Raw genomic sequence first — 22,450 nt, 5'->3', positions numbered from 1 at the left:
CCAGCCGCGGGACGCTGCATCCCCGCATTCCGGGCTTTGCCAACGCCATCGCGACCCCACGTCTTGTCTGCAGCAACGGCTGTCCAGGCATGTCGCCGGGACCCGTCGCCAACATCGCCGCTCCCTCCCCCACGCAGCGATGTCGAACCAGGAGTTCAACATGAGCAAGCGCAACATCCTCACCCGCAGCATCCTCGCCGTCGCCCTTGGCGCCGTCGCGCTCGGCGCCCAGGCCGACGAGCGTCCCGGCTTCTACGTCGGTGGCGGCGCCGGCCAGGCGATGATCGACGACGGTGCGCTGGACGACGAGGACACCGCGTTCTCGGCGTTCGGTGGCTACCAGTTCACCCCGTACTTCGGCCTCGAGGCCGGTTATGCCGACTTCGGCGAGATCGAGCCGCTCGGTTCGGCCGGCCCGAAGCTGGAAGGTGACGCGGCCTATCTGGTCGCGGTCGGCACCGTGCCGTTCACCGACAGCTTCTCCGGCTACGCCAAGGCCGGCATCAACGACTGGAACGTCGACGCCTCGGTCCCGGGCCTGCTCGCCGACGACAGCGGCAACGACCCGACCTATGGCCTGGGCCTGCAGTACCGGTTCACCGACAACGTCGCGCTGCGTGGCGAGTACAGCCGCTTCGAGATCGACGACAGCGAGGTCGACCTGGCCCAGCTGCAGGTCCGCTTCGACTTCTGATCGCGCACCTGCCCTGCAACACGACCCGAAGCCACCGGCACTCCCGGTGGCTTTTTGCTGGATGGTTGGACGCTGGCCGCCCGATCATGCAATCTGGCCCGCAGCCACTCGCCCGGGGAAATGCGTGAGCCCATCGACATCGTCCACCGCGCCCGCCGCGCCCGCACCCGTTCCCGCCGGCGAGCCCGGCATGCTCCGTGCGGTCAGCCGCTGGCAGCTGTTCGGCCTCGCACTCAACGACGTGATCGGCAGCGGCATCTACCTGCTGCCGGCCGCGGCGGCCGCGCTGCTCGGGCCGTCCAGCCTGTGGGCGGTGCTGCTGGCGGGGTTGGCGGTGAGCCTGCTGGTGCTGTGCTACGCGCAGGCCTCGAGTTACTTCGACGATCCGGGTGGCGGCTATCTCTACGCCCGCGAGGCCTTCGGCTCGTTCATCGGCTTCGAGGTCGGCTGGATGCTGTTCCTGACCCGCATCGCCAGCGCCGCCGCGCTGAGCAACGGCCTGGCCGAGGCGGTCACCCATTTCTGGCCCAGTGCCGCCAGCGGGGCGATCCGGATCGCGATCGTGATCGGCTCGCTGGCATTTCTGGTCGGAGTCAACGTGGTCGGTGTGCGCGCCGCCGCACGCACCGGTGTGTTCCTTGCGATCGCCAAGCTGGTGCCGCTGCTGATGTTCATCGGCATCGGCGCGATGTTCGTCGACGCCGCGATGGCGGCGCCGCTGGCGGCCGGCTCGGTGTTCGACCTGCCGCTGGGCGACCTCGGCCAGGCGGCGTTGCTGCTGCTGTTCGCCTATGCCGGCTTCGAGAACCTGCCGGCCGCGGCCGGCGAGTACCGCAACCCGCGCCGCGATGTTCCGTTCGCACTACTGGCGATGATCGCCACCGTTACCGCGGTCTACTTCGCGGTGCAGTGGGTCGCGCTGGGCACGCTGCCGGGGCTGGCCGAGTCGCACACACCATTGGCCGACGCCGCGGCACGCTTCGGTGGCGGCTGGCTGGCGCTGGTGCTGACGGTCGGCGCGACGGTGTCGATCCTCGGCACCAACAGCAACACCATCATGCTCGGGCCGCGTTACCTGCACGCGCTGGCGATGGACGGCTACGGGCCGCGCGCACTGGCGGACATCCACCCGCGCTTCCGCACGCCCACGGTCGCGATCCTCACGCTCGGCGCACTGTCGCTGGCACTGGCGCTGACCGGCTCGTTCGTGCAACTGGCGTTGCTGTCGGTGGTGGCGCGGTTGTTCACCTACATCGGCACCGCCACCTCGGTGCTGATGCTGCACAAGCGCTACGGCAACCAGCCCGGGGCGATGCGCCTGCCGGGCGGGCCGCTGATTCCGGTGGTCGCGTTGTTGCTGTCGATCGGCCTGTTGGCCAGCGCGAAGCTGGAGAACCTGGTTGCCGGGGCGATCGCGCTGCTGATCGGTGCGGTGATCTATCGCTTCCGGCGCAAGCCGGTCGCTACCGCCGGCTAGGTCGACCCACTGGATCGACCCGCTGGAGCCGGGGGGGGGATCGACTCACCGGGTCGGCATCGCCCGGCCGAAGAAGTCCGGCTTGCCCAGCGGCACCCCGGCCTGGCGCAGGATCGCGTAGGCCGTGGTCACGTGGAAATACAGGTTGGGAAGCACGAATCCCAGCAGGTAGTCGTGGCCCTCGAACGCCATCTCGGCATCACCGACGCGGAGGGTGACCGGCCGCGATTCCGAGCCGTCGATCCGGGCCGGGGTGAAGGCTTCCAGGTGCGCGATCGTTCGTGCGATCCGCACGTGCAACTGGTCGAAGTCCGTCTCGTCGTCCGACACCGACACCACGTCGCGACCGGCCAGCCGCGAGGCACCGTTGCGGGCCATGTCGGTGGCGATCTGCGCCTGCCGCACCAAGGGGTGCATGTCTTCCACCAGGCGGGCCTGCAGCAGGCTGCGGGGATCGATGCCACGCTCAAGCGCGTGCGCCTCGCCGAGCCGCAATACATGGTCCAGGCCACGAAGGGCGCGGATGAAGACGGGAATGGACGCGGAATACATCGAAATGCGGCTGGACATGGCGGACTCGCTCGACACGGGAGCCAAAGGCTAAGCGCCGGGACCCGCGTGGAAAAGCCACGCTGGCGGGATGGCGTATCCCGTGCCGTGCGACAGCGATCACCCGGGCGCGTTGCCAGCGCCATGCGCTATGCGTGATTGCGCGGTAGCGCGTTGTGCACGTGGGTGGCCGCGATGGCCGCGTGACCGGTTGCCACCGCGATCTGGTTGAGTGCGCTGACCACGTCGCCGATCGCGTACAGGCCAGGCACGCTGGTCAGCAGGTCGTGGTCGACCAGCAACGCGCCCTCGTCGTCGGTCGCCGCGCCAAGCGTGGTGGCCAGGTCGGCGTTCTGGCGCGTGCCCAGCATCGAATAGACCACGTCGAACGCGCGACGCCGGTCGCCCAGCATGAAGCTGCAACGCGAACCGTCGAACCGCATGTCACGGCCGGCCCCGGTGATCGCCACCCCGGCATCGCGCAGTCGCGAACGCGCCCCCGGGTCGTCGTGGTCGTCGCTCGGGACCAGCACGACGCGACGGGAAAAGGTACGGATGAACAACGCATGGTCGGCGGCCTGGGCCAGCGGGCCATACACCGCGATGTCGCGGTCGATCGCCTCGAAGCCGTCGCACACCGGGCACAGCCGGATCGCGCCGCAGTCGATCGCGTCCGCCAGTCCGGCGACCGGCGGCATGACGTCCTCGCAACCGGTGGCGAGGATCACCTTGCGGGCGCTGAGCCCGTCGACGCCGGCTAGCCGGAAAAGGTCGCCGTCGCGATGGATCGCCGTCACTTCGCCCGACTCGAACCGCGCATTGCAAGCGCGTGCCTGCAGCTTCAGCCGGGCGAGGTAGTCGCGCCCGCTGACGCCGGTCGGGAAGCCGGGGCAATTGTGGCTCTCCGGGATCCAGCGCGCGCGGCTGGCGGCCGCGTCCACCACCACGCTGCTGCGGCGGAAGCGGGCCAGGTAGATCGCCGCGGTCAACCCGCCGGGGCCACCGCCGATGATCGCGCAGTCGAGCGGTTCCACCATCGCGTTCGCCTCCGTCGGGATCGGCGGATTCTCGCCGCGGGCATGTCAACGGCGCGGCACGACGGCCGCGCCGCGCCTCCCCCGATCACCCGTCCGAGTATTTCTCGTGCAGCGCGACCGGCTCGACCTGCGGCTGCGAGCGCCGCCGGATCCACAGGTTGATCAGCTCGACGAACACCGAGAACGCCATCGCCGCGTAGATGTAGCCCTTCGGGATGTGCTGGCCGAAGCCGTCGGCGATCAGCACCAGGCCGATCATGATCAGGAAGCTCAGGGCGAGTACCTTGACCGTCGGGTGGCGCTCGACGAAGTCGCCGATGGGCCTAGCGAACGCCAGCATGAAGCCGATCGAGACCAGGATCGCGGTGACCATCACCCAGCGCTCGTCGACCATGCCGACGGCGGTGATGATCGAATCGAGCGAGAACACGATGTCGAGCAGCATGATCTGCGCGATCACGCTGCCGAACGTGGCCGTCGCGGCGCCCACGGTGACCTGCTCGGTGGCGCCTTCCAGCTTCTGGTGGATCTCGTGGGTGGCCTTGCCGATCAGGAACAGTCCGCCGCCGATGAGGATCAGGTCGCGCCATGAAAACGCATGGCCGAACAGCGAGAACAGCGGCGCGGTCAGGCCGATGATCCACGCGATTGCCAGCAACAGGCCCAGCCGCGTGACCGCCGCCAGGGTGATGCCCACCCGCCGGGCTTTATCGCGTTGCTCGGGTGGCAGCTTGCCCGCCAGGATCGAGATGAAAATGATGTTGTCGATGCCGAGCACCAGTTCCAGCGCGGTCAGCGTGGCGAGTGCGATCCAGATTTCGGGGTTGGCCAGGGTTTCCATTAGGTGTCTCTTCGAGTCGGACTGTGAGGACCCACAGCGCAGCCGTCACGGCGCGTTGCGGGGCGGGCCATGGCCAGATGCATCGAACAGACGCGCCTTCGCCGTGGAACGGCGAAGGTCTTGCTCGCAGGCCGCGGTACGGCGGACCTGCTGCTGCACCGGGGCTGCGTCTGAATGACAACGGCCCGTAATGACGGCGACAGCGATCGGGAGCTACTCCCCTTCGGCGCCGATCCTAGCACGCGGCGACCGGTTTACCTGCGCGCATTTCACGCGCAGACAACCCTGTTCACCCTTTCATGGTGCCCCCCACGACGACATGGATGGACGATGAAGCACTTCCCGTTTCAACTCGCAATTCTGGGCGTCGCAGCCGCGTTCGCCGCTCCCGCGCAAGCGATAGACGATGACCGCCTCGTGCTCCGCCTGGGCGCGATGTCGGTGGATGCCGAGAGCGAGCTGCGCGGCCGCACCGTGGTGTCCGGCGAGACGATCGAATTCAACGAGGGTTTCGACTTCGGCGGCACGGAAACCGGGCCGCGGATCGAAGGCCAGTTCCGCTTCAGCGAGCGCAACCGCCTGCTGTTCAACTATTTCAGCTACGACAAGGACCGCCGCTGGACCCTGAGCGACGACGTCACCTACGAGGACGTGACCATCCCGGCCGGCAGCTTCCTGGAAACCGACGTGCAGTTCGAGGTCGCCAGCCTCGCCTACGACTTCGCGGTGGTCGAGACCGACACCCTGAGCTGGGGCCTGCAACTGGGCGTCGAGTACGCCAGGTTCGAAGCCGATGCCCGCGCCGAGCTCGACATCGAGAGCTACCGGGCCAACGAAGTATCCGACGGCTACGCCCCGGTGGTGGGCACGCGCGTGACCTTCGCGCCGGCCGAGAACTGGCGGGTCATCGCACAGGGCCAGTACCTCGACGCCGACTGGGGCAACTTCGACGACTACGAAGGCGACCTCGCCCGCGCCAACGCGCTGGTCGAATATCGATTCAGCGACAACTTCGGGGTCCACGTCGGCTACGACTGGTTCCGGCTCGACGTCGACCGCCATGGCAGCGACGGCATGATCGGGCTTCGACAGGAGTTCAAGGGACCGGTCGCGGGCATCACCCTGGCGTTCTGATACCGGTGTCCGTGGATGGCCCGCGGCGTCGGGATATTCTTCCCCTGCGGCCCACCACGGGCGCGCAACCCGACTCACAGGACATTGCAATGACCATCCAAGCCTACGGCGCCCACGCCGGCGACAAGCCACTCGAAGCGATGTCCATCACCCGCCGCACGCCGGGTGCGAGCGACGTGCTGATCGACATCGCCTTCTGCGGCGTGTGCCATTCGGACATCCACCAGGTCCGCGCGGAATGGGCCGGCACCCTGTTCCCCTGCGTGCCGGGCCACGAGATCGTCGGTCGCGTGTCCGCGGTCGGCGGCGACGTGTCCGGCTTCAAGCCCGGCGACCTGGTCGGCGTGGGCTGCATCGTCGACAGCTGCAGGGAGTGCGCGGAGTGCGCCGACGGGCTGGAGAACTATTGCAACCACATGGTCGGCACCTACAACGGCCGCACCGCGGACGCGCCCGGCCACACCCTGGGCGGCTACTCGCAGCAGATCGTGGTGGACGAGCGCTACGTGCTGCGCATCCGCCATGCCGAGGACCAGCTCGCCGCCGTGGCACCGCTGCTGTGCGCGGGCATCACCACCTGGTCGCCGTTGCGCCACTGGAAGGTCGGGCCGGGAAAGAAGGTCGGCGTGGTCGGCATCGGCGGACTGGGCCACATGGGCATCAAGCTGGCGCATGCCCTCGGCACGCACGTGGTGGCCTTCACCACCTCGGAATCCAAGCGTGACGCAGCCCGGGCGCTTGGCGCGGACGAGGTCGTGGTCTCGCGCAATCCCGATGAGATGGCGGCGCAGGCCGGGAGCCTGGACTTCATCCTCAACACCGTGGCCGCGCCGCACGACCTGGATGCGTTCCTGGCGCTGCTCAAGCGCGACGGCACGATGACGCTGGTCGGCGCGCCGGCCACGCCGCATCCCTCGCCGCAGGTATTCAACCTGATCATGAAGCGCCGCAGCCTCGCCGGCTCGCTGATCGGCGGCATTCCCGAGACGCAGGAAATGCTGGATTTCTGCGCCGAACACGGCATCGTGGCCGACATCGAGATGATCCGCGCCGATGAAATCAACGCCGCCTACGAACGCATGCTCAACGGCGACGTGAAGTACCGGTTCGTCATCGACAACGCGTCGCTGGCGGGGTGACGGCTACAGCTGCTCGGCGGCCGGGTAGAGCTCCCGGTCCTCCCGCTGCAGCCGCTCGTACAGCGCGCGGAATATCTCGTTGGCCTCGTGCCGGAAGGTTTCCGGCTCGGCACCGATGCGCGCACCCACGCGCCAACGGGCAACGAACTCGCGGAACCTTTGCGCGATGCCGGCCATCTCGGCCCGATAGCGCCGGCTGAGGGCAACGACCTCGGCGGCGTCGGCCTTTTCCATCGCGGGATAGAGAACCGAGTCCTCCGCCAGCAGATGGAACTTGATCCCGCTGCTGACGCGGACGAGGTGTTCGGCAATCGCATCGGCCTGCGCCTCGATGCCGGACCGGATCAACTGCCGCAATTCCTCGACCTGCCCCAGGATGGTGGCGTGGTCGTTCCTGTAGCGATCGATATTCACATGGGCTCCCGCCGTCGTGGGGACGGCGAAAGGCTTATCGGCCGACGATCGCTGCACTTGAGGCGAGCGGCGCGGCGATCCGCCCGCGGCGTCGCCTACCGTAGCGCCAGGACTGCAATCATCCGCACTTGCTGTAACCGCAGTTCAGGCACGTCGCACAGCCGTCCATGATCACCACGGCCTTGGTGCTGCACTTGTGGCACATGGTCGCCGACGGCGGGAACGAGGCGCCGTCGCCGGTGACTTCGACGTCTTCGCTGCGCGGGGTGTCGCGGATCTTCGGCTCGGCGAACAGGTCGCCTGCGCTTACTTCACTGTTTTTTTTTGAGTCGAGCGCGGCATAGGCGGCGCGCTTCTCGGCGATCAGGGCGCGCTGCTCGGCGCTCATTTCGGGGTCGTGCAGCAGGCCGATCGCCTTGAGGTGGTCCTCGACGATGCTGCCCAGCTCGGCCACCAGCGACGGCATGTAGACGCCGCCGGCCTTGAAGTAGCCGCCCTTGGGGTCGAACACGGCCTTCATCTCGTCGACCAGGAAGGTCACGTCGCCGCCCTTGCGGAACACCGCGGACATGATGCGCGTCAGCGCCACGATCCACTGGAAGTGGTCCATGTTCTTGGAGTTGATGAAGATCTCGAACGGCCGGCGCTGCTCGTGCTCGCTGCCGGCGTTGAGCACGATGTCGTTGATGGTCACGTACAGGGCGTGCTCGAACAGCGGGGTCTTGAGCTTGTAGGTGGAGCCGATCAGGGTCTCGGGACGCTCGATCTTCTCGTGCATCTGGATGACGTTGGCGCCGGGCTTGGCGGCCGCGTCGGCGGCGTCGCGCGCAACGGCGTCGGCCTTTGCCTCGCGGGCGCGGTCCTCCTGGCTGACGACGCTGTAACCCTTGATTTTCTTGTCGATCTTGACGGCCATCGGTTCCGGTCCTGTTCGGTGGTGCGTGTTCTGGAGCGCCCTCACCCCAGCCCTCTCCCGCAAGCGGGAGAGGGAGGAATGCGCGCGGCTACTTCTTTCGCGCTGCGGTCTTGCGGGCGGCGGCTTTTTTGGCTGGCGCCTTGCGGGCGGCGGCCTTCTTCGGCGCTGCCTTCTTCGGAGCGGCCTTCTTGGCGGTCGCCTTCTTCACCGACGCCTTTTTGGCGACCGGCTTGCGGGCTACTGCCTTCTTGCCGGCGACCTTGCGGGCCGGCGCCTTGCGGGCCGCAGTCTTCTTGCTTGCGACCTTCTTGCTTGCGACCTTCTTGCTGGACGCCTTCTTGGCCGTCGCCTTCTTCGTGGCCGCCTTCTTCACCGGCGCCTTCCTGGCGGTGGCTTTCTTCGCGGTGGCTTTCTTCGCAGTCGCCTTCTTGGCCGGAGCCTTCTTGGCGGTCGCCTTCTTCGCAGTCGCCTTCTTGGTCGCGGCCTTCTTCGCCGAAGTCTTCTTGGCGGCCGCCGTCTTCCTGGCGGCGCTCTTGCGGACCAGGGTGTCGGCTTCCTTCTTGCCGTCGGCGCTGGCCTTGGCCAGCTTCTTCTTGGTGCTGCTGACCTTCTTGGCGGCGGCCTTGCGGACGCGGCTGGCGCTGCTGAGGACCGTGGTGGCGGCGCCCTCGGCGGTCGACGCGATGCTGCTGCCGATGTTGCCGGCGGTTTCCTTGATGCTGTCGGCGGCCTGGGAAAGGGTTGCCGTCACTCCATTACCGTTGCTCATGTGCCCTCCTGACGGGCGTCTTGTTGGCGATGCGGGTAACGCGGTGAAACCGTTGTGTCACCGAGGCGATCGTATACCCGAGTCGCGCGCAACACACCATGAAATCGTGCCGTCAGAACTTGCCGTAATACCCTTCCTTGAGGGCGTCGAACAGGTTGGCGGCGGTGTGCATCTCGCCGTCGTACTCGATCTGCTCGTTGCCCTTGACCTCCACCACCTGCCCATCCTCCAGCTCGAAGCGGTAGGTGGTGTTCTCCAGGTCGGTTTCCTTGACCAGCACGCCCTGGAACGCGGCGGGGTTGAAGCGGAAGGTGGTGCAGCCCTTGAGCCCCTTGGAGTGGGCGTAGGTGTAGATGTCCTTGAAGTCCTCGTACGGGTAGTCGGTCGGGACGTTGGCGGTCTTGGAGATCGAGCTGTCGACCCACTTCTGGGCGGCGGCCTGGACGTCGACGTGCTGCTTCGGGGTGACGTCGTCGGCGGCGATGAAGTAGTCGGGCAGCTTCTCGGCGTCGTCCTCGGAGAACGGCATCGCCCGCGGGTTGACCAGCGCGCGGTAGGCCAGCAGCTCGAACGAGAACACGTCGACCTTCTCCTTGGTCTTCTTGCCCTCGCGGATCACGTTGCGGCTGTAGTGGTGGGCGAACGACGGCTCGATGCCGTTGGAGGCGTTGTTGGCCAGCGACAGCGAGATGGTTCCGGTCGGCGCGATCGAGCTGTGGTGGGTGAAGCGGGCACCGGTCTCGGCCAGTTCCTTGACCAGTTGCGGGGCGACTTCGGCGATGCGCTGCATGTAGCGCGAATACTTCGCATGCAGGGTCTTGCCGGGGATCTTCTGGCCGATCTTCCAGCCGTCCTTGACCATCTCCGGGCGCTTGCGCAGCATCTCGGCGTCGACCTGGAAGTTCTCGACCATGATCGGCGCCGGGCCCTTCTCGCGGGCCAGTTCCAGCCCGGTTTCCCAGCCGGCCACGGCCATCTCGCGGGCGACGCGCTCGGTGAATTCGCACGACGCCTTGGAGCCGTACTGCATGCGCAGCATGGTCACGGTGCTGCCGAGGCCGAGGAAGCCCATGCCGTGGCGGCGCTTGCGCATGATTTCGTCGCGCTGCTGCTGCAAGGGCAGGCCGTTGATCTCGACCACGTTGTCGAGCATGCGGGTGAACACGCGCACGACCTCGCGGTACTCGTCCCAGTCGAACGCGGCCTTGTCGGTGAACGGGTCGCGCACGAACTTGGTCAGGTTGACCGAGCCCAGCAGGCAGGCGCCGTAGGCCGGTAGCGGCTGCTCGCCACAGGGGTTGGTCGCGCGGATGTTCTCGCACCACCAGTTGTTGTTCATCTCGTTGACGCGGTCGATCAGGATGAAGCCCGGCTCGGCGTAGTCGTAGGTCGAGACCATGATCATGTCCCACAGGTGCCGGGCCTTGATGTGGCCGTAGACCTTGCAGGCGACCAGGCCGTCGTCGCGGGCGATGTAGTTCTTGTGGGTCGGCCAGTCGCGCCAGACCACCGACTCGGCGTCATCAAGGTCGGCGTCGCCCTTTTCCTTGATGTTGATCGGGAACACCAGCGGCCAGTCGGCGTCGTCGGCGACCGCTTCCATGAAGCCGTCGGTGATCAGCAGCGACAGGTTGAACTGGCGCAGCCGCCCGTCTTCGCGCTTGGCGCGGATGAAGTCCTTCACGTCCGGGTGCGACACGTCGAACGTGCCCATCTGCGCGCCGCGGCGCCCGCCGGCCGACGACACGGTGAAACACATCTTGTCGTAGATATCCATGAACGACATCGGCCCCGACGTGTACGCACCGGCGCCGGCGACGAACGCGCCGCGCGGGCGCAGCGTCGAGAACTCGTAGCCGATGCCGCAGCCGGCCTTCAGGGTCAGGCCGGCCTCGTGGACCTTCTCGAGGATGCCGTCCATCGAGTCCTCGATGGTGCCGGACACGGTGCAGTTGATCGTGCTGGTCGCCGGCTTGTGCTCGAGCGCGCCGGCATTGGAGGTGATGCGGCCGGCCGGGATCGCCCCGCGGCGCAGCGCCCAGGTGAAGCGCTCGTTCCAGTACTGCTGCAGCTCGGGGGTCGGCTCGGCCTCGGCCAGCGCCTTGGCGACGCGCTGGTAGGTCGCGTCGATGTCGGCATCGACCGCGTCGCCGCGCTTGCTCTTGAGCCGGTACTTCTTGTCCCAGATGTCCTGGGACGCGGGCTGCATCGGGATGTCCATGCCTGCCTTGTCGCTGTTGTTCACTGCCTCGAGGCGCACCGTACTCATGCCTGCCCTTTCTCCTCGTGATGGCCGCGCATGGGGTCGCGGCCGGGTTGTGCTGGACCGGGTGTGGCCCGGTTCGTTGTCTGTTCTGGTTGTGGGTGTTGCCGGGTGCCGCGGTCGAAGCCGTGCGCACGCACCGACACCGAGGCCCGCAGCTGCGTCGCGCGCACCGCGTCAGGCATGGGCTTGGTGGTGGTTCGAGCGGTCGCCAGGGCCCTGCTCCGTCAGACGCCAGGGGCCGCGGTCCTTGCGGTCCAAAGCGCTTAACTTGCCCAGGCGAACCCCACTGCTTGGGCTTCGAAGGCCTCGCGAACCACAACATCTTGTGTGCGAGGCAGGTGGTCAAGCTACCGTCGGCGCCGGGGGAAGTCAACGCATTTTTGGCTTCGAAGCGGCGGGCCGAAGGTACGGTTGAAGTCGTGGCCGGCATCGTTGGCGGAATGCGTTTTGCGGGCGCGATCGTGGCGCTTCATCGACGATTGAACGGCCATCACGCACACTGGCACGGTTCAACCCGGAGCCCGCATGAATCCGATGTCGACCCCGACCAAGACCCTGCTCGCCCTGGTCCTCGCCGCCGCATTCGGCGGTTTTGCCGCGACCGCGATCCGCGACGGCCTGCAACCGGCGCAGGCATCGCCCGCGGTGGCCGCCGTGACGCCGGCCGTGGGCCAGTTGCCGGCCGCGGTCGCCAGCCAGCCGATGCCGTCGCTGGCGCCGATGCTGGCGCGGGTCACCCCGGCGGTGGTCAGCGTGCAGACCAAATCGCGGGTGCGCATCCGCAACCCGTTCGCGAACGATCCGATCTTCCGCCGGATGTTCCCCAACGTGCCGCAGGAACGGATCGAGCAGTCGCTCGGTTCCGGCGTCATCGTCGACGCCGGGCGCGGGCTGGTGCTGACCAACCACCACGTGATCGAGGGCGCCGACGAGGTCACGGTGACGCTCAGCGACGGACGCACGCTCAGCGCCGAGTTCGTCGGCTCCGACCCCGACACCGACGTGGCGGTGATGAAGATCCCGGCGCAGGACCTGCACGAGATTCCGCTGGCCGACTCGGGCGCGCTGCGGGTCGGCGACTTCGTGGTCGCGGTCGGCAACCCGTTCGGGATCGGCCAGACCGTCACCAGCGGCATCGTCTCCGCGGTGGGACGCAGCGGCCTGCGCGGGCTCGGCTTCCAGAACTTCATCCAGACCGACGCCTCGATCAACCCGGGTAACTCCGGCGGCGCGCTGGTCAATCTCGACGGCCAGTTGGTCGGCATCAACACCGCCAGCTTCAACCCGCGCGGCTCGATGGCCGGCAACATCGGCCTGGGCTTCGCGATTCCGGCGAACCTGGCGCGCAACGTGATGGCGCAGCTGATCACCACCGGCGAAGTACGCCGGGGCACGCTGGGACTCGAATCGCAGCAGGTCAATCCGCGGCTGGCCGAGGCGCTCAAGCTGGACGCGGCCCGCGGCGCGGTGGTGACCCGGGTCTACGACGGCTCGGCCGCGGCGGCGGCAGGACTGCAGCCCGGCGACGTGGTGGTGGCGGCCAACGGCGAACGCATCGACGGCCCGCAGGACCTGCACAATTTCGAGGGCCTGCAGCCGGTCGGCGGCAAGGTCACGCTCGACATCCGCCGCGACGGCGAGGCGCTGCAGCAGGTACTGGAAGTGCGCGAACAGCCGCGGGTGTTCCCCGGCGGCCAGCTCGACCCGCGCCTGACCGGCGCGACCTTCGCCGAACTGCCCGAGGCCGTGCGCCAGTCCGGGGCCAACGGCGTGGTGGTCGAGTCGGTCGCCCGCGGCAGCCGCGCCGACCGCAACGGCCTGCGCGTGGGTGACCGGGTGGTGGCGACCGGCAACGACCCGGTCGAGGACCTGCCCGACTTCCGCGCGGGCTTCACACAGTCTCCGGCACAGTTGGTCCTGCGTATCGTGCGCGGCAACCGGCAGGGCGTCCTGCCGATGCAGTGACGCGGTGCAGCTCACCCCTTCGTCCACACGCCAGGAGTAACCGCGCATGAGCCCCACCGACACCAGCCCCCTCAAGAACAGCCTCGGCGAAGCCGGTGGCCACCTCAAGCAGGCGGCGCGCGATGCCGGCGACGCGATCAAGGGCGCGACCGGCGCGGCCGGCGATGAGCTCCGGATCGGCAAGGCCCAGGTCAAGTCCGACCTGGCCGAGAGCGCGCTGGCCGGGATCAGCGCCGCCGAGGAAGCCGGCAGCGCCGCCCGCGAACAGGCCGACGTGCTGATGGACAAGGGACGCGACCTCATCGACAGCGCCGCCGAACTGATCCGCGAGCGCCCGATCGCCTCGTTCGGCGCCGCGTTCGCGGCCGGCTGGATCATCGCCAAGCTCGCCCGCAGCGGCGACAAGTAAGCCATCGCAATGCCCGCACACGGCGCGAACGGCACTGGCGACGAGCACGATCCCCGGGGTCGCCGCGACCCCGGGGATCGCGCAAGCGGCGATGGCGGCAGCCCCCCCGGCGGCGACGGTTTCGACGCGCTGCCGCCGGATTTGCATGAAGCCATGCGCCAGATCGGCGCCACCGGGCGCGCCAGCCTCGGCGCTGCCGGCGACACCGCCAAGGCATTGCGTTCCCTCGTGGTCGCGGACGTGTCGCTGGCCCGCAGCGCGCTGGGCCGGTCACTCGCACTGACCGGCTTCGCAATCGCGTTCGGCGCATCGGCCTGGCTGCTGCTGATGGCGACGCTGGTGGTCTTCCTGAGTCGCCAGGCGGGGTTGCCGTGGTCGGCCGCCCTGCTGATCCCGGCCGTGCTCAGCGTGGCCGCCACGCTGGCGGCCGCGTGGATCGCGATGCGCTACTTCGAGCACACCCGCCTGCAGGCGACCCGTCGCCAGTTGGCGCGGCTCGGCATCGGCGAGCTGGCCGACTTCATGCCATCTCCCGACTCGCCCGAGTCGGCCCGCTCCGCCTCCCGCCACGGGCCCGCCAGCGAAACCGAAGAACGACCGGTGAAGGACGAGCGCGGCGTCGATGTGACACCGCCCTGACGGCCGCCATCGCCCGTCCGGCCACCATTGCGTGCAAACCACGCGCAAACCAGGGGAGAACCACCACGCCATGAGCTTCGACAAACTCATCGCCAAGGTCGCGCAGGCCGAGGACGCGCTGGAAGCGAACGAGCGCCGCGTCGCCGCCGACCTGCGGCAGCTCAGGCAGTCGTGGAGATCGAGCTGGACGCCGACCCGGATCATGGTCGCCGGCGTGGTCACCGGCTTCCTCGTCGGCCGGGCCGAGCCACTGCGCAGTGCCGCCCGCGGCGGCAGCGTGGTGCGGATCGTCTCGTTGCTGAGCGGGCTGTTCGCCAGTACCACCGCAAGCCAGGCCGCCAGCGAGGCCGAGCAGGCCGCCGACAGCGCCAGCGATGTCGCCGCCGCCGCGGCGCCCGCGGCAGGGTCCGCCACCGCGCACGCCGCAGCCGCCACCGCGGCCAGCGAGCGCATCGCCCACGAACGCCTGCTGCGCCACGCGGCCGCGGCCCGCCAGACCAACGCGGAGCCGGTCGACTGATGGCCCCGGGCACCCCGGACGATTCCGGTGGCGGCCCGTCGCCCGGCGACGCCCTGCCGGACACGCCATCCGGACCCGCCGTCCCCGCGACACCGCTGCCGGATGCCGATTCCGGCGCGGAGCCGCCGCTTTCGCCATTGCGCCCGCGCGCCTCCACCGCGCTGGTGGTGCTGGCCACGCTCGCCATCGGCTACACGCTGTGGGCGGCGCAGGACGTGATCCTGCCGATCCTGCTGGCGGTGTTTTTCGCTTTGATCGGCAACCCGATCATCCGCGGCCTGCAACGCATGTTCATCCCGCGCGCGATCGGCGCGATGCTGGTGCTGCTGCTCGGCCTGGCCGGCACCGTCGCGCTCGGCGGCCAGCTGGTCGAACCGGCCTCGGAATGGGCCCGCCAGGTTCCGCGCGAGATGCGCGACCTCGCGCCCAAGCTGCGCGAACTGACCAAGCCGATGAAGGCCGCCAACGAGGCCGCCCAGGATTTCGCCCGCGCCACCGATGGCGAGGACGGCAAGCCGGTGGAGGTGGTCCGTACCGAGGTCAACGACCCGTACAAGTCGCTGACCACCACGCCGATGATGATCGCCTCGGTGCTGGCGGTGGTGCTGCTGACGTTCTTCTTCATGGTCTACGGCGAGAACCTGCAGCGCAACGCGCTTGCGTTGTTGCCGACACGCCAGCAGAAGCGGGTGACGGTCGAGATCATGCAGTCGATCGAGCGCGAGATATCGCGCTACGTGCTGACCATCAGCGTGATCAACGCGGTGGTCGGGCTGGCGCTGGCCGGCATCTTCTACCTGCTCGGCGTGCCGCTGGCGGAGGCGCTGCTGTGGGGCACGATGGCGATGATCCTCAACTTCGCGCCGTATGTCGGCCCGCTGATCGGCATCGTCATCATGCTGATGATGGGATTCGTCGCATTCGACGAACTGTGGATGTCGCTGCTGCCCGCGGGCATCTACCTGGGCCTGCACACGCTCGAGGGACAGATACTCACCCCGATCCTGCTGGGCCGGCAGATGCGGCTGTCGCCGCTGGTGCTGATCCTGGCGCTGATGCTGTTCGGCTGGCTGTGGGGAATCATCGGCCTGCTGCTGGCGGTGCCGCTGCTGGTCTGCGTGAAGATCGTACTGGCGCGGATCGAGGGCCTGGAAGGCTGGGCGACCCTGTTCGAATGAGCCGCCGCACCGGAAATCGGCTCCTGTAGGAGCGACGTAAGTCGCGATCGGACAGTCGGTCGCCCGCCCGGTTTCCGATCGCGACTTACGTCGCTCCTACGCAGACAGTCCCATGACACGTACCGTCAATCGCGGCGGTAGAATGGCGCGGTGCAGTTCCGGGTCCACGCCATCACCCTCGATCTCGACGACACGATCTGGCCGGTCGCCCCGGCGATCGAACGTGCCGAGCAGGCGCTGGGCGACTGGTTGCGGCAACACGCGCCACGCAGCGCGGAACGCTGGCCGCTGGACGCACGGCAGAAGCTGCGCGAACAGGTCGATCGCGACCGTCCGCACCTGGCCCACGACATGACCGTGCAACGCCAGTGGATGATCGAGCGCATGCTCGAACAGGCCGGCGACGACGTCGCGCTCGCGCAGACGGCCTACGACGCCTACTTCGCCGCACGCTGCGAAGTCGAACACTACGACGACAGCCTCGGCGCGTTGCAGCGCCTCGCGGCACGGGTGCCGCTGGCCGCGCTCAGCAACGGCAACGCCTGCCTGCACACGATCGGGCTGATGCACCTGTTCCGCTTCCAGCTCGGCGCGCGCGAACACGGCGCGGCCAAGCCCGCCGCCGGCATCTTCCATGCCGCCTGCGCGCGGCTGGACTGCGATCCGTCGCAGGTACTGCACGTCGGCGACGACACCCGCACCGACGTGCTCGGCGCACACCGCGCGGGCCTGCGCACCTGCTGGATCAACCGCCCCGACGAATCCGGCGCGACCCGGCGCTGGCCGCATACCGAGGTCCGTCCCGACCTCGAATTCCCCACCCTCGCCGCATTGGCCGACTGGCTCGACGCGGCGCACCCCGATCCCGAGGAGTCGCTGTCCGCATGAACCTGCCGACCGGTTTCACCGATACCACCACCGATGCGCTGCCGCTGCACGTGGTCGACCGCTTGCGCCTGTCCGGCTGGCGCGCCGGCCAGTCCGCCGCGAACGTCGCCTGGCTCGATGCACACGCCTTCGATGGCGCCCCCGGCAGCGCATTGCTGCTCCCCGGCGACGATGGCGCCAGCGGCGCGGTGATCGGCGTCGGCGACCCGCTCGATCCCTACAGCTACGGCCACGCCCCGTTCGCATTGCCGGCGCGTGCGTTCCGGCTGGTGGGCGAGCACGACGCCGCGGTCGTCGCCGCGCTGCAGCTCGGCTGGGGCCTGGGCGCCTACCGGTTCAGCCGTTACCGGCAGCCGCCGCGTGCACCGGCGACGTTGCAGGTCGAAGACGACGCCGAAGTCCGCGATGCGCTCGCCGCCTGCGTGCGCGTGCGCGACCTGGTCAACACCCCGACCGAGCACATGGGACCGGACCAGTTGGAACAGGTCGCCTGCGAGATCGCCGAGCGTCACGGCGCGAAGATCGAAGTCATCAGCGGCGACGACCTGCTGGCGCGCAACTTCCCGGCGATCCACGCGGTCGGGCGGGCCAGCCATCGCGCCCCGCGCCTGATCTCGCTGCAGTGGGGCGACGACGCGCACCCGCACGTCGCCCTGGTCGGCAAGGGCGTGTGCTTCGACACCGGCGGGCTCGACCTGAAGGGCGCCGACGGCATGCGCAACATGAAGAAGGACATGGGCGGCAGCGCCCACGCGATCGCGCTGGCCGAATGGGTGATGGCGCGCAAACTGCCGCTGCGGATCACCCTGCTGGTGGCCGCAGTCGAGAATGCGGTCGGCCCCAACGCGTTCCGCCCCGGCGAGGTCATCGACACCCGCGCCGGCATCAGCGTGGAGATCGACAACACCGATGCCGAAGGCCGCCTGGTGCTGTGCGACGCGCTGGCCTATGCCGGCGAACAGTCGCCGGAATTCATCCTCGACTTCGCGACCCTGACCGGCGCCGCCCGCATCGCGCTCGGCCCCGACCTGCCGGCGCTGTACAGCAACGACGAAGCCCTCGCCGCCGACTGGCTCGCCGCCGGCCAGCAGCAGCGTGACCCGGTGTGGCGCATGCCGCTGTGGCGTCCGTACTGGCGCTACCTGACCAGCAACATCGCCGACATCGCCAATGGCGGTCCGTCGAAGATGGCCGGCAGCGTCACCGCCGCGCTGTACCTGGAGCGCTTCGTGCCCGCGGCGCAGAAGTGGGCCCACCTGGACGTCTACAGCTGGAACGACGCCGACCGCCCCGGCCGCCCCTGCGGCGGCGAAGCGCAGGGCCTGCGCGCGGCGTTTGCGATGTTGCAGGCGCGCGCCGGGGGCTGAGCGCCGATTGCCCGACCCGGACCGCTCCAGGCGTCGCCCTGCGGTAGCTGCGACTGCGTTTGCGGAACTCCGTGTCCACTGGAGATGTATGGCTCCGGGCTCCGGGGTCCCGGGTTCCGGGGTTCCGGCTGCCAGACCACGGGACACGTGGCTTCATGGGCGCGTGACTCCCCGTATGTAGGAGCGACGTAAGTCGCGATTTCACTGATCTCCACGGAACCCGCTGGCCTGCACATCCGAAGTTTCCGCAGGAACCTGTCCGGATATCCATCGAAGGAACCGCTCTCGCCATCCGCAATCGCCGTGCGTTCGCGACTTACGTCGCTCCTACAGTCGGCGCGTGGAGCAGTGATGCACCCGGCGTGGGCGGCGCCGCCGGATAGCCGCAGCGCCAAATGGCGCCAGCCGGTCGGTGCAGGCGAACGATCCCTTCGGGCCTGAGAGCTCGAATGCCCGGGACAGCTCTCACGTCCAGGACAGCTCGGACGCCCGAGACGGTTCGAACGCCCCAGAACAACCCGATCACCCCACTCCCAACACTGGGCGCTTTTGCCCTCTCCTGGACTCACCCATTGACAACTCTGTTTTTTAGAGTACTTTGCAAACTATCTTCCACGGAGCCGCCCCATGACCACCACCGACAACCTCCGACAGGACCTCGACTACGTCGCCAGCGCGGTCCGTCGCCACGACCGCTGCAGCGGGGTGCCGTCGATCTACTTCATGTGGGCGGCGGTCATCGCCGTCGGCTTCGCCCTGCCCGACTTCGCGCCGACCCTGGCCGCGCCGTTCTGGCTGGTCGCCGGCATCGGTGGCGGCCTGCTCAGCTGGTGGCTGGCCGCGCGCGACGAGCGCCGCCACGGCACCATCGATCGCGCCGAGGGACGCCGCCACGGGCTGCACTGGCTGATCACCGGCATCGCGTTCCTGATCTGCTGGCTGCCGGTCATGCGCGGCGCCCCGATCGAAGCGGCGGTCGGCAACTTCCTGCTGGTCGCCGGCCTCTCCTACGCGCTGGCCGGCGTGCACCTGGAACGGCCGATGCTGTGGAGCGGGTTGATCATGCTGGCCGCCTACGCGGTGTTGAACCTGTTCGCGCTGCCCTACACCTGGACACTCACCGGCATCGCGATCGGCATCGCGCTGGCCTGGGCCGGCATCTCGGTCAGCCGCAGCCGGCAGCCGGCCATCCACCAGTGAAGGCGCTCGATGGCCTCGACCCGGTGTTCGAGCACCGCGCGCGGCTGGCGATCAGCGTGTTGCTGGCGCGCCACGGCGAGATCAGCTTCGCCCGCTTCAAGCAGCAGCTCGAACTGACCGACGGCAACCTCGGCGCGCAACTGCGCAAGCTCGAGGAAGCCGGCTGCATCGATCTGCGCCGCGATTTCGTCGAGCGCAAGCCGGTGACTTGGTATCGCCTGACCAAGGATGGCCGCAAGGCGCTCGACCGCCATCTGCAGGCGTTGCAGGCGGTGATCGCAACGGCCACCGATTGACCGCGCCACACCCCACCCGCAGGAGCCTGTCCATGAAAACAGCAATCCTCATCAGCTCGATCGCATTCGCTCTGGCGTCCTTCGCCAGCACCCCGGTCGCCGCCCAGCAGCACGACCCCGCCGCGACCATTGCCGCGCAGAAGAAGGCGCTCGAACCGCTGGCCATGCTCGACGGCGATTGGCGTGGCCCCGCGAGCATGACCCTGCCCGACGGCACGGTGCACGAGTTCACCCAGACCGAGCGCATCGGGCCGCTGCTGGATGGATCGATCCGGGTGATCGAAGGCCGCGGCTACGACGCCAACGGTGAAACCGTGTTCAACGCGTTCGCGATCGTCAGCTACGACCCGGCGACGCAGGCCTACACGATGCACTCGCACGCCCGCGGCATGGTCGGCGACTTCGCGTTCACCCCCACCGCGAACGGATACCACTGGGAGATCCCGGCCGGCCCGGCGACGATCCGCTACACCGCGGTGATCGACGGCGACAGCTTCATCGAGACCGGCGAGCGCATCGTCGAGGGCCAGCCGCCGATGCGGTTCTTCAGGATGGACCTGACCCGGATCGGCGATACCGACTGGCCCGCTGCCGGGGCGGTCGATCCCGGCTAGCGCCGCCGCACAGGCTGACTTCCGGCAGGTTGGCGATCACCGCCATCTGCCGTCACACTCGGCGCTGTCCTGCGTCCAGGGTTGCATATGACTGCACAAACCGACCTGTTGAAGGAACTCCGCATCGACCGCAGCGCCCCGCCCCCCGCGCCTTCACGGCGCGGCCTGTGGATCGGGCTGGCCATCGCCGCAGCGGTGGTGCTGCTGGCGCTGGCCGGCTGGGCCCTGTTCGGCCGCGACGACGGGCCGGTGGTGCAGACCGCCTCGGTGGTCGCGATCGGCGGCGGCAGCGGCGGCAGCGCCTCGGTGCTCGACGCCACCGGCTACGTGGTCGCCCGGCGCATGGCGACGGTGTCGGCCAAGGTCACCGGCAAGGTCCGCGAAGTGCTGATCGAGGAAGGCCAGCATGTCGAGGCCGGCGAGGTGATGGCGACGCTCGACCCGGTCGACGCCGCGGCCCAGCGCGACCTCGCCGCGGCCCAGCTCGCCGCCGCGCGCAGCCAGATCGGCGGCGCCCAGGCCCGGCTCGACGAGGCCGAGGCCAATGCCGCGCGACTCGGTCCGCTGGTCAAACAACAGTTGGTATCGCAGGCGCAGTACGACCAGGCCGTCGCCGAGCGCGATGCCTTGCGCGCGCAGTTGCTGACCGCCAAGCGCCAGGCGCAGGTGGCGCAGGACCAGCTCGAGGTCGCCGACAACGGCGTCGACAACACCGTGGTGCGCGCGCCGTTCGCCGGGGTGGTGATCGCCAAGGCCGCGCAGCCGGGCGAGATGATTTCGCCGCTGTCGGCCGGCGGCGGCTTCACCCGCACCGGCATCGGCACGATCGTCGACATGGATTCGCTCGAGGTCGAGGTAGACGTCGGCGAGTCCTATATCGGCCGGGTCAAGCCGGGCATGCCGATCGAGGCGACCCTGAATGCCTACCCGGACTGGCAGATCCCCGGCGAGGTGATCGCGATCATCCCCACGGCGGACCGCGGCAAGGCCACGGTCAAGGTGCGCATCGCGCTGAACGAGAAGGACGAGCGGATCGTGCCGGAAATGGGCGTGCGGGTGAGCTTCCTCGAGAAGGCCGCACCGGCCGACGCGCCGAAGTCCAAACCCGGCGTGCTGGTGCCGGCGGCGGCGATCGTCGATCGCGACGGCAAGCAGGTCGCGTTCGTGCTGGGCGAGGCCGACGCCGACGAAAGCGAGGTCGAACAACACGTGGTCACCGTCGGCCGCAGCCTCGGCGACGACCGCGAAGTCACCGCCGGCCTCGATGGCGGCGACGAAGTGGTGCTGGATCCGCCGCAGGACCTCGTCGATGGCGCCCGCGTGCGCATCGCCGAGGCCGGCACCGGCGACGACGAGTAGTACCGGACATTGGCAGGACGGATCCATGGCGATTGCCGGATCCGTCGATCACCGAACAACGCACAACGAGGACGTCCCCATGGCACTGGTATCGATCCGCAACCTCACCAAGACCTACCAGCGCGGCCCCGAGAAGGTCGAGGTGCTGCATGGCGTCGATCTCGACATCGCCGAGGGTGATTTCGTCGCCCTGATGGGTCCGTCGGGCTCCGGCAAGACCACCCTGCTCAACCTGATCGGCGGCCTCGATTCGCCCAGCGGCGGCGAGATCGAGATCAGCGGCCAGCGCATCGACCAGATGAGCTCCGGCCAGCTGTCGCACTGGCGCAGCCAGCACGTCGGCTTCGTGTTCCAGTTCTACAACCTGATGCCGACGTTGAGCGCGCAGAAGAACGTCGAGCTGCCGCTGCTGCTGACCAAGCTGTCGGGCGCGCAGCGCAAGCGCAATGCCGAGATCGCGCTGAAGCTGGTCGGGTTGGAGGAGCGCGGCAAGCACCGCCCCAACGAGCTGTCCGGCGGCCAGCAGCAGCGCGTCGCGATCGCCCGCGCGATCGTCTCCGACCCGACCCTGCTGATCTGCGACGAGCCGACCGGCGACCTCGACCGCCAGTCCGCCGAGGAGATCCTGGCGCTGCTGCAGTCGCTCAACCGCGACCACGGCAAGACCATCGTCATGGTCACCCACGACCCCAAGGCCGCCGACCACGCGCAGCGCACGATCCACCTCGACAAGGGCACCCTGGTCGACCGCGAGCTGGCCGTCGCCAGTTCCTGACCCG

23 protein-coding genes are annotated in these 22,450 nt (G+C 68.7%); 16 read left to right on the top strand and 7 right to left on the bottom strand.

The features are described from left to right. Positions 1-160 precede the first annotated feature (160 nt). Positions 161-694 (top strand): outer membrane beta-barrel protein, encoded by a 534-nt coding sequence (locus ACT9AS_RS02680; protein WP_445098571.1) that lies wholly within the window; start codon positions 161-163, stop codon positions 692-694. A gap of 190 nt (positions 695-884) precedes the next feature. After that, the gene (locus tag ACT9AS_RS02675; RefSeq protein ID WP_445099016.1) at positions 885-2,171 is read left to right on the top strand and encodes an amino acid permease; all 1,287 of its coding nucleotides are present in this window, start codon (positions 885-887) and stop codon (positions 2,169-2,171) included. 45 nt (positions 2,172-2,216) lie between these two features. Here ACT9AS_RS02675 and ACT9AS_RS02670 read toward each other — a convergent pair whose 3' ends face one another. From ACT9AS_RS02670 to ACT9AS_RS02660, 3 genes are all read right to left on the bottom strand, one after another. Further along, positions 2,217-2,741: a DUF1993 family protein gene (locus ACT9AS_RS02670; protein ID WP_445098570.1), complete on the bottom strand. Its 525-nt coding sequence runs from the start codon at positions 2,739-2,741 to the stop codon at positions 2,217-2,219. 128 nt (positions 2,742-2,869) lie between these two features. Beyond that, positions 2,870-3,757 (bottom strand): FAD-dependent oxidoreductase, encoded by an 888-nt coding sequence (locus tag ACT9AS_RS02665; protein ID WP_445098569.1) that lies wholly within the window; start codon positions 3,755-3,757, stop codon positions 2,870-2,872. 85 nt (positions 3,758-3,842) lie between these two features. Then, positions 3,843-4,598: a TerC family protein gene (locus ACT9AS_RS02660; protein WP_445098568.1), complete on the bottom strand. Its 756-nt coding sequence runs from the start codon at positions 4,596-4,598 to the stop codon at positions 3,843-3,845. A 330-nt stretch (positions 4,599-4,928) separates the two neighbouring features. On the opposite strand from ACT9AS_RS02660, the gene ACT9AS_RS02655 reads away from it, so the two are divergent. Continuing rightward, a complete protein-coding gene (locus ACT9AS_RS02655; protein WP_445098567.1) occupies positions 4,929-5,732 on the top strand; it encodes a hypothetical protein in 804 nt (267 codons plus the stop codon). 89 nt (positions 5,733-5,821) lie between these two features. After that, entirely contained in the window at positions 5,822-6,871 is a 1,050-nt protein-coding gene (locus tag ACT9AS_RS02650; protein WP_445098566.1) for an alcohol dehydrogenase catalytic domain-containing protein, read from the top strand. A gap of 3 nt (positions 6,872-6,874) precedes the next feature. Here the strand turns inward: ACT9AS_RS02650 and ACT9AS_RS02645 are convergent, their stop codons facing one another. From ACT9AS_RS02645 to ACT9AS_RS02630, 4 genes are all read right to left on the bottom strand, one after another. Then, a complete protein-coding gene (locus ACT9AS_RS02645; RefSeq protein ID WP_445098565.1) occupies positions 6,875-7,285 on the bottom strand; it encodes a hemerythrin domain-containing protein in 411 nt (136 codons plus the stop codon). A gap of 118 nt (positions 7,286-7,403) precedes the next feature. Further along, a complete protein-coding gene (locus ACT9AS_RS02640; protein ID WP_445098564.1) occupies positions 7,404-8,201 on the bottom strand; it encodes a TSCPD domain-containing protein in 798 nt (265 codons plus the stop codon). Positions 8,202-8,289: 88 nt separating this feature from the next. Next, positions 8,290-8,970, bottom strand: coding sequence for a histone H1-like repetitive region-containing protein (locus tag ACT9AS_RS02635; RefSeq protein ID WP_445098563.1), 681 nt, complete (start codon positions 8,968-8,970; stop codon positions 8,290-8,292). A gap of 112 nt (positions 8,971-9,082) precedes the next feature. Beyond that, entirely contained in the window at positions 9,083-11,239 is a 2,157-nt protein-coding gene (locus tag ACT9AS_RS02630) for an adenosylcobalamin-dependent ribonucleoside-diphosphate reductase (RefSeq protein WP_445098562.1), read from the bottom strand. Between the two features lie 531 nt (positions 11,240-11,770). On the opposite strand from ACT9AS_RS02630, the gene ACT9AS_RS02625 reads away from it, so the two are divergent. The 12 genes from ACT9AS_RS02625 to ACT9AS_RS02570 all read left to right on the top strand — a co-directional run bounded on the left by ACT9AS_RS02625 (position 11,771) and on the right by ACT9AS_RS02570 (position 22,446). Beyond that, positions 11,771-13,201 (top strand): Do family serine endopeptidase, encoded by a 1,431-nt coding sequence (locus ACT9AS_RS02625; protein ID WP_445099015.1) that lies wholly within the window; start codon positions 11,771-11,773, stop codon positions 13,199-13,201. Between the two features lie 46 nt (positions 13,202-13,247). Beyond that, entirely contained in the window at positions 13,248-13,610 is a 363-nt protein-coding gene (locus ACT9AS_RS02620) for a hypothetical protein (protein WP_445098561.1), read from the top strand. 153 nt (positions 13,611-13,763) lie between these two features. Then, the gene (locus ACT9AS_RS02615) at positions 13,764-14,249 is read left to right on the top strand and encodes a phage holin family protein (protein WP_445099014.1); all 486 of its coding nucleotides are present in this window, start codon (positions 13,764-13,766) and stop codon (positions 14,247-14,249) included. Positions 14,250-14,319: 70 nt separating this feature from the next. Next, positions 14,320-14,769: a hypothetical protein gene (locus tag ACT9AS_RS02610; protein ID WP_445098560.1), complete on the top strand. Its 450-nt coding sequence runs from the start codon at positions 14,320-14,322 to the stop codon at positions 14,767-14,769. Beyond that, positions 14,769-15,947: an AI-2E family transporter gene (locus ACT9AS_RS02605; RefSeq protein WP_445098559.1), complete on the top strand. Its 1,179-nt coding sequence runs from the start codon at positions 14,769-14,771 to the stop codon at positions 15,945-15,947. The genes ACT9AS_RS02610 and ACT9AS_RS02605 overlap by 1 nt, the downstream gene beginning before the upstream one ends. Positions 15,948-16,097: 150 nt before the next feature. Next, on the top strand, positions 16,098-16,835 hold the full coding sequence (locus ACT9AS_RS02600; RefSeq protein WP_445098558.1) for an HAD-IA family hydrolase: 738 nt from the start codon (positions 16,098-16,100) through the stop codon (positions 16,833-16,835). Beyond that, entirely contained in the window at positions 16,832-18,202 is a 1,371-nt protein-coding gene (locus tag ACT9AS_RS02595) for a leucyl aminopeptidase family protein (protein WP_445098557.1), read from the top strand. The genes ACT9AS_RS02600 and ACT9AS_RS02595 overlap by 4 nt, the downstream gene beginning before the upstream one ends. 627 nt (positions 18,203-18,829) lie before the next feature. Beyond that, on the top strand, positions 18,830-19,402 hold the full coding sequence (locus tag ACT9AS_RS02590) for a hypothetical protein (RefSeq protein WP_445098556.1): 573 nt from the start codon (positions 18,830-18,832) through the stop codon (positions 19,400-19,402). Then, on the top strand, positions 19,399-19,698 hold the full coding sequence (locus ACT9AS_RS02585; protein ID WP_445098555.1) for a transcriptional regulator: 300 nt from the start codon (positions 19,399-19,401) through the stop codon (positions 19,696-19,698). The genes ACT9AS_RS02590 and ACT9AS_RS02585 overlap by 4 nt, the downstream gene beginning before the upstream one ends. A gap of 32 nt (positions 19,699-19,730) precedes the next feature. Beyond that, complete coding sequence (locus ACT9AS_RS02580; protein WP_445098554.1) at positions 19,731-20,312, top strand: hypothetical protein; 582 nt, start codon at positions 19,731-19,733, stop codon at positions 20,310-20,312. A gap of 87 nt (positions 20,313-20,399) precedes the next feature. Beyond that, complete coding sequence (locus ACT9AS_RS02575; RefSeq protein WP_445098553.1) at positions 20,400-21,671, top strand: efflux RND transporter periplasmic adaptor subunit; 1,272 nt, start codon at positions 20,400-20,402, stop codon at positions 21,669-21,671. Between the two features lie 79 nt (positions 21,672-21,750). Beyond that, a complete protein-coding gene (locus ACT9AS_RS02570; RefSeq protein ID WP_445098552.1) occupies positions 21,751-22,446 on the top strand; it encodes an ATP-binding cassette domain-containing protein in 696 nt (231 codons plus the stop codon). Positions 22,447-22,450: the final 4 nt, after the last annotated feature.

It is taken from the genome of Lysobacter sp. F60174L2, from assembly GCF_052547135.1.
This window is presented reverse-complemented; position numbering and strand designations above follow the sequence as displayed.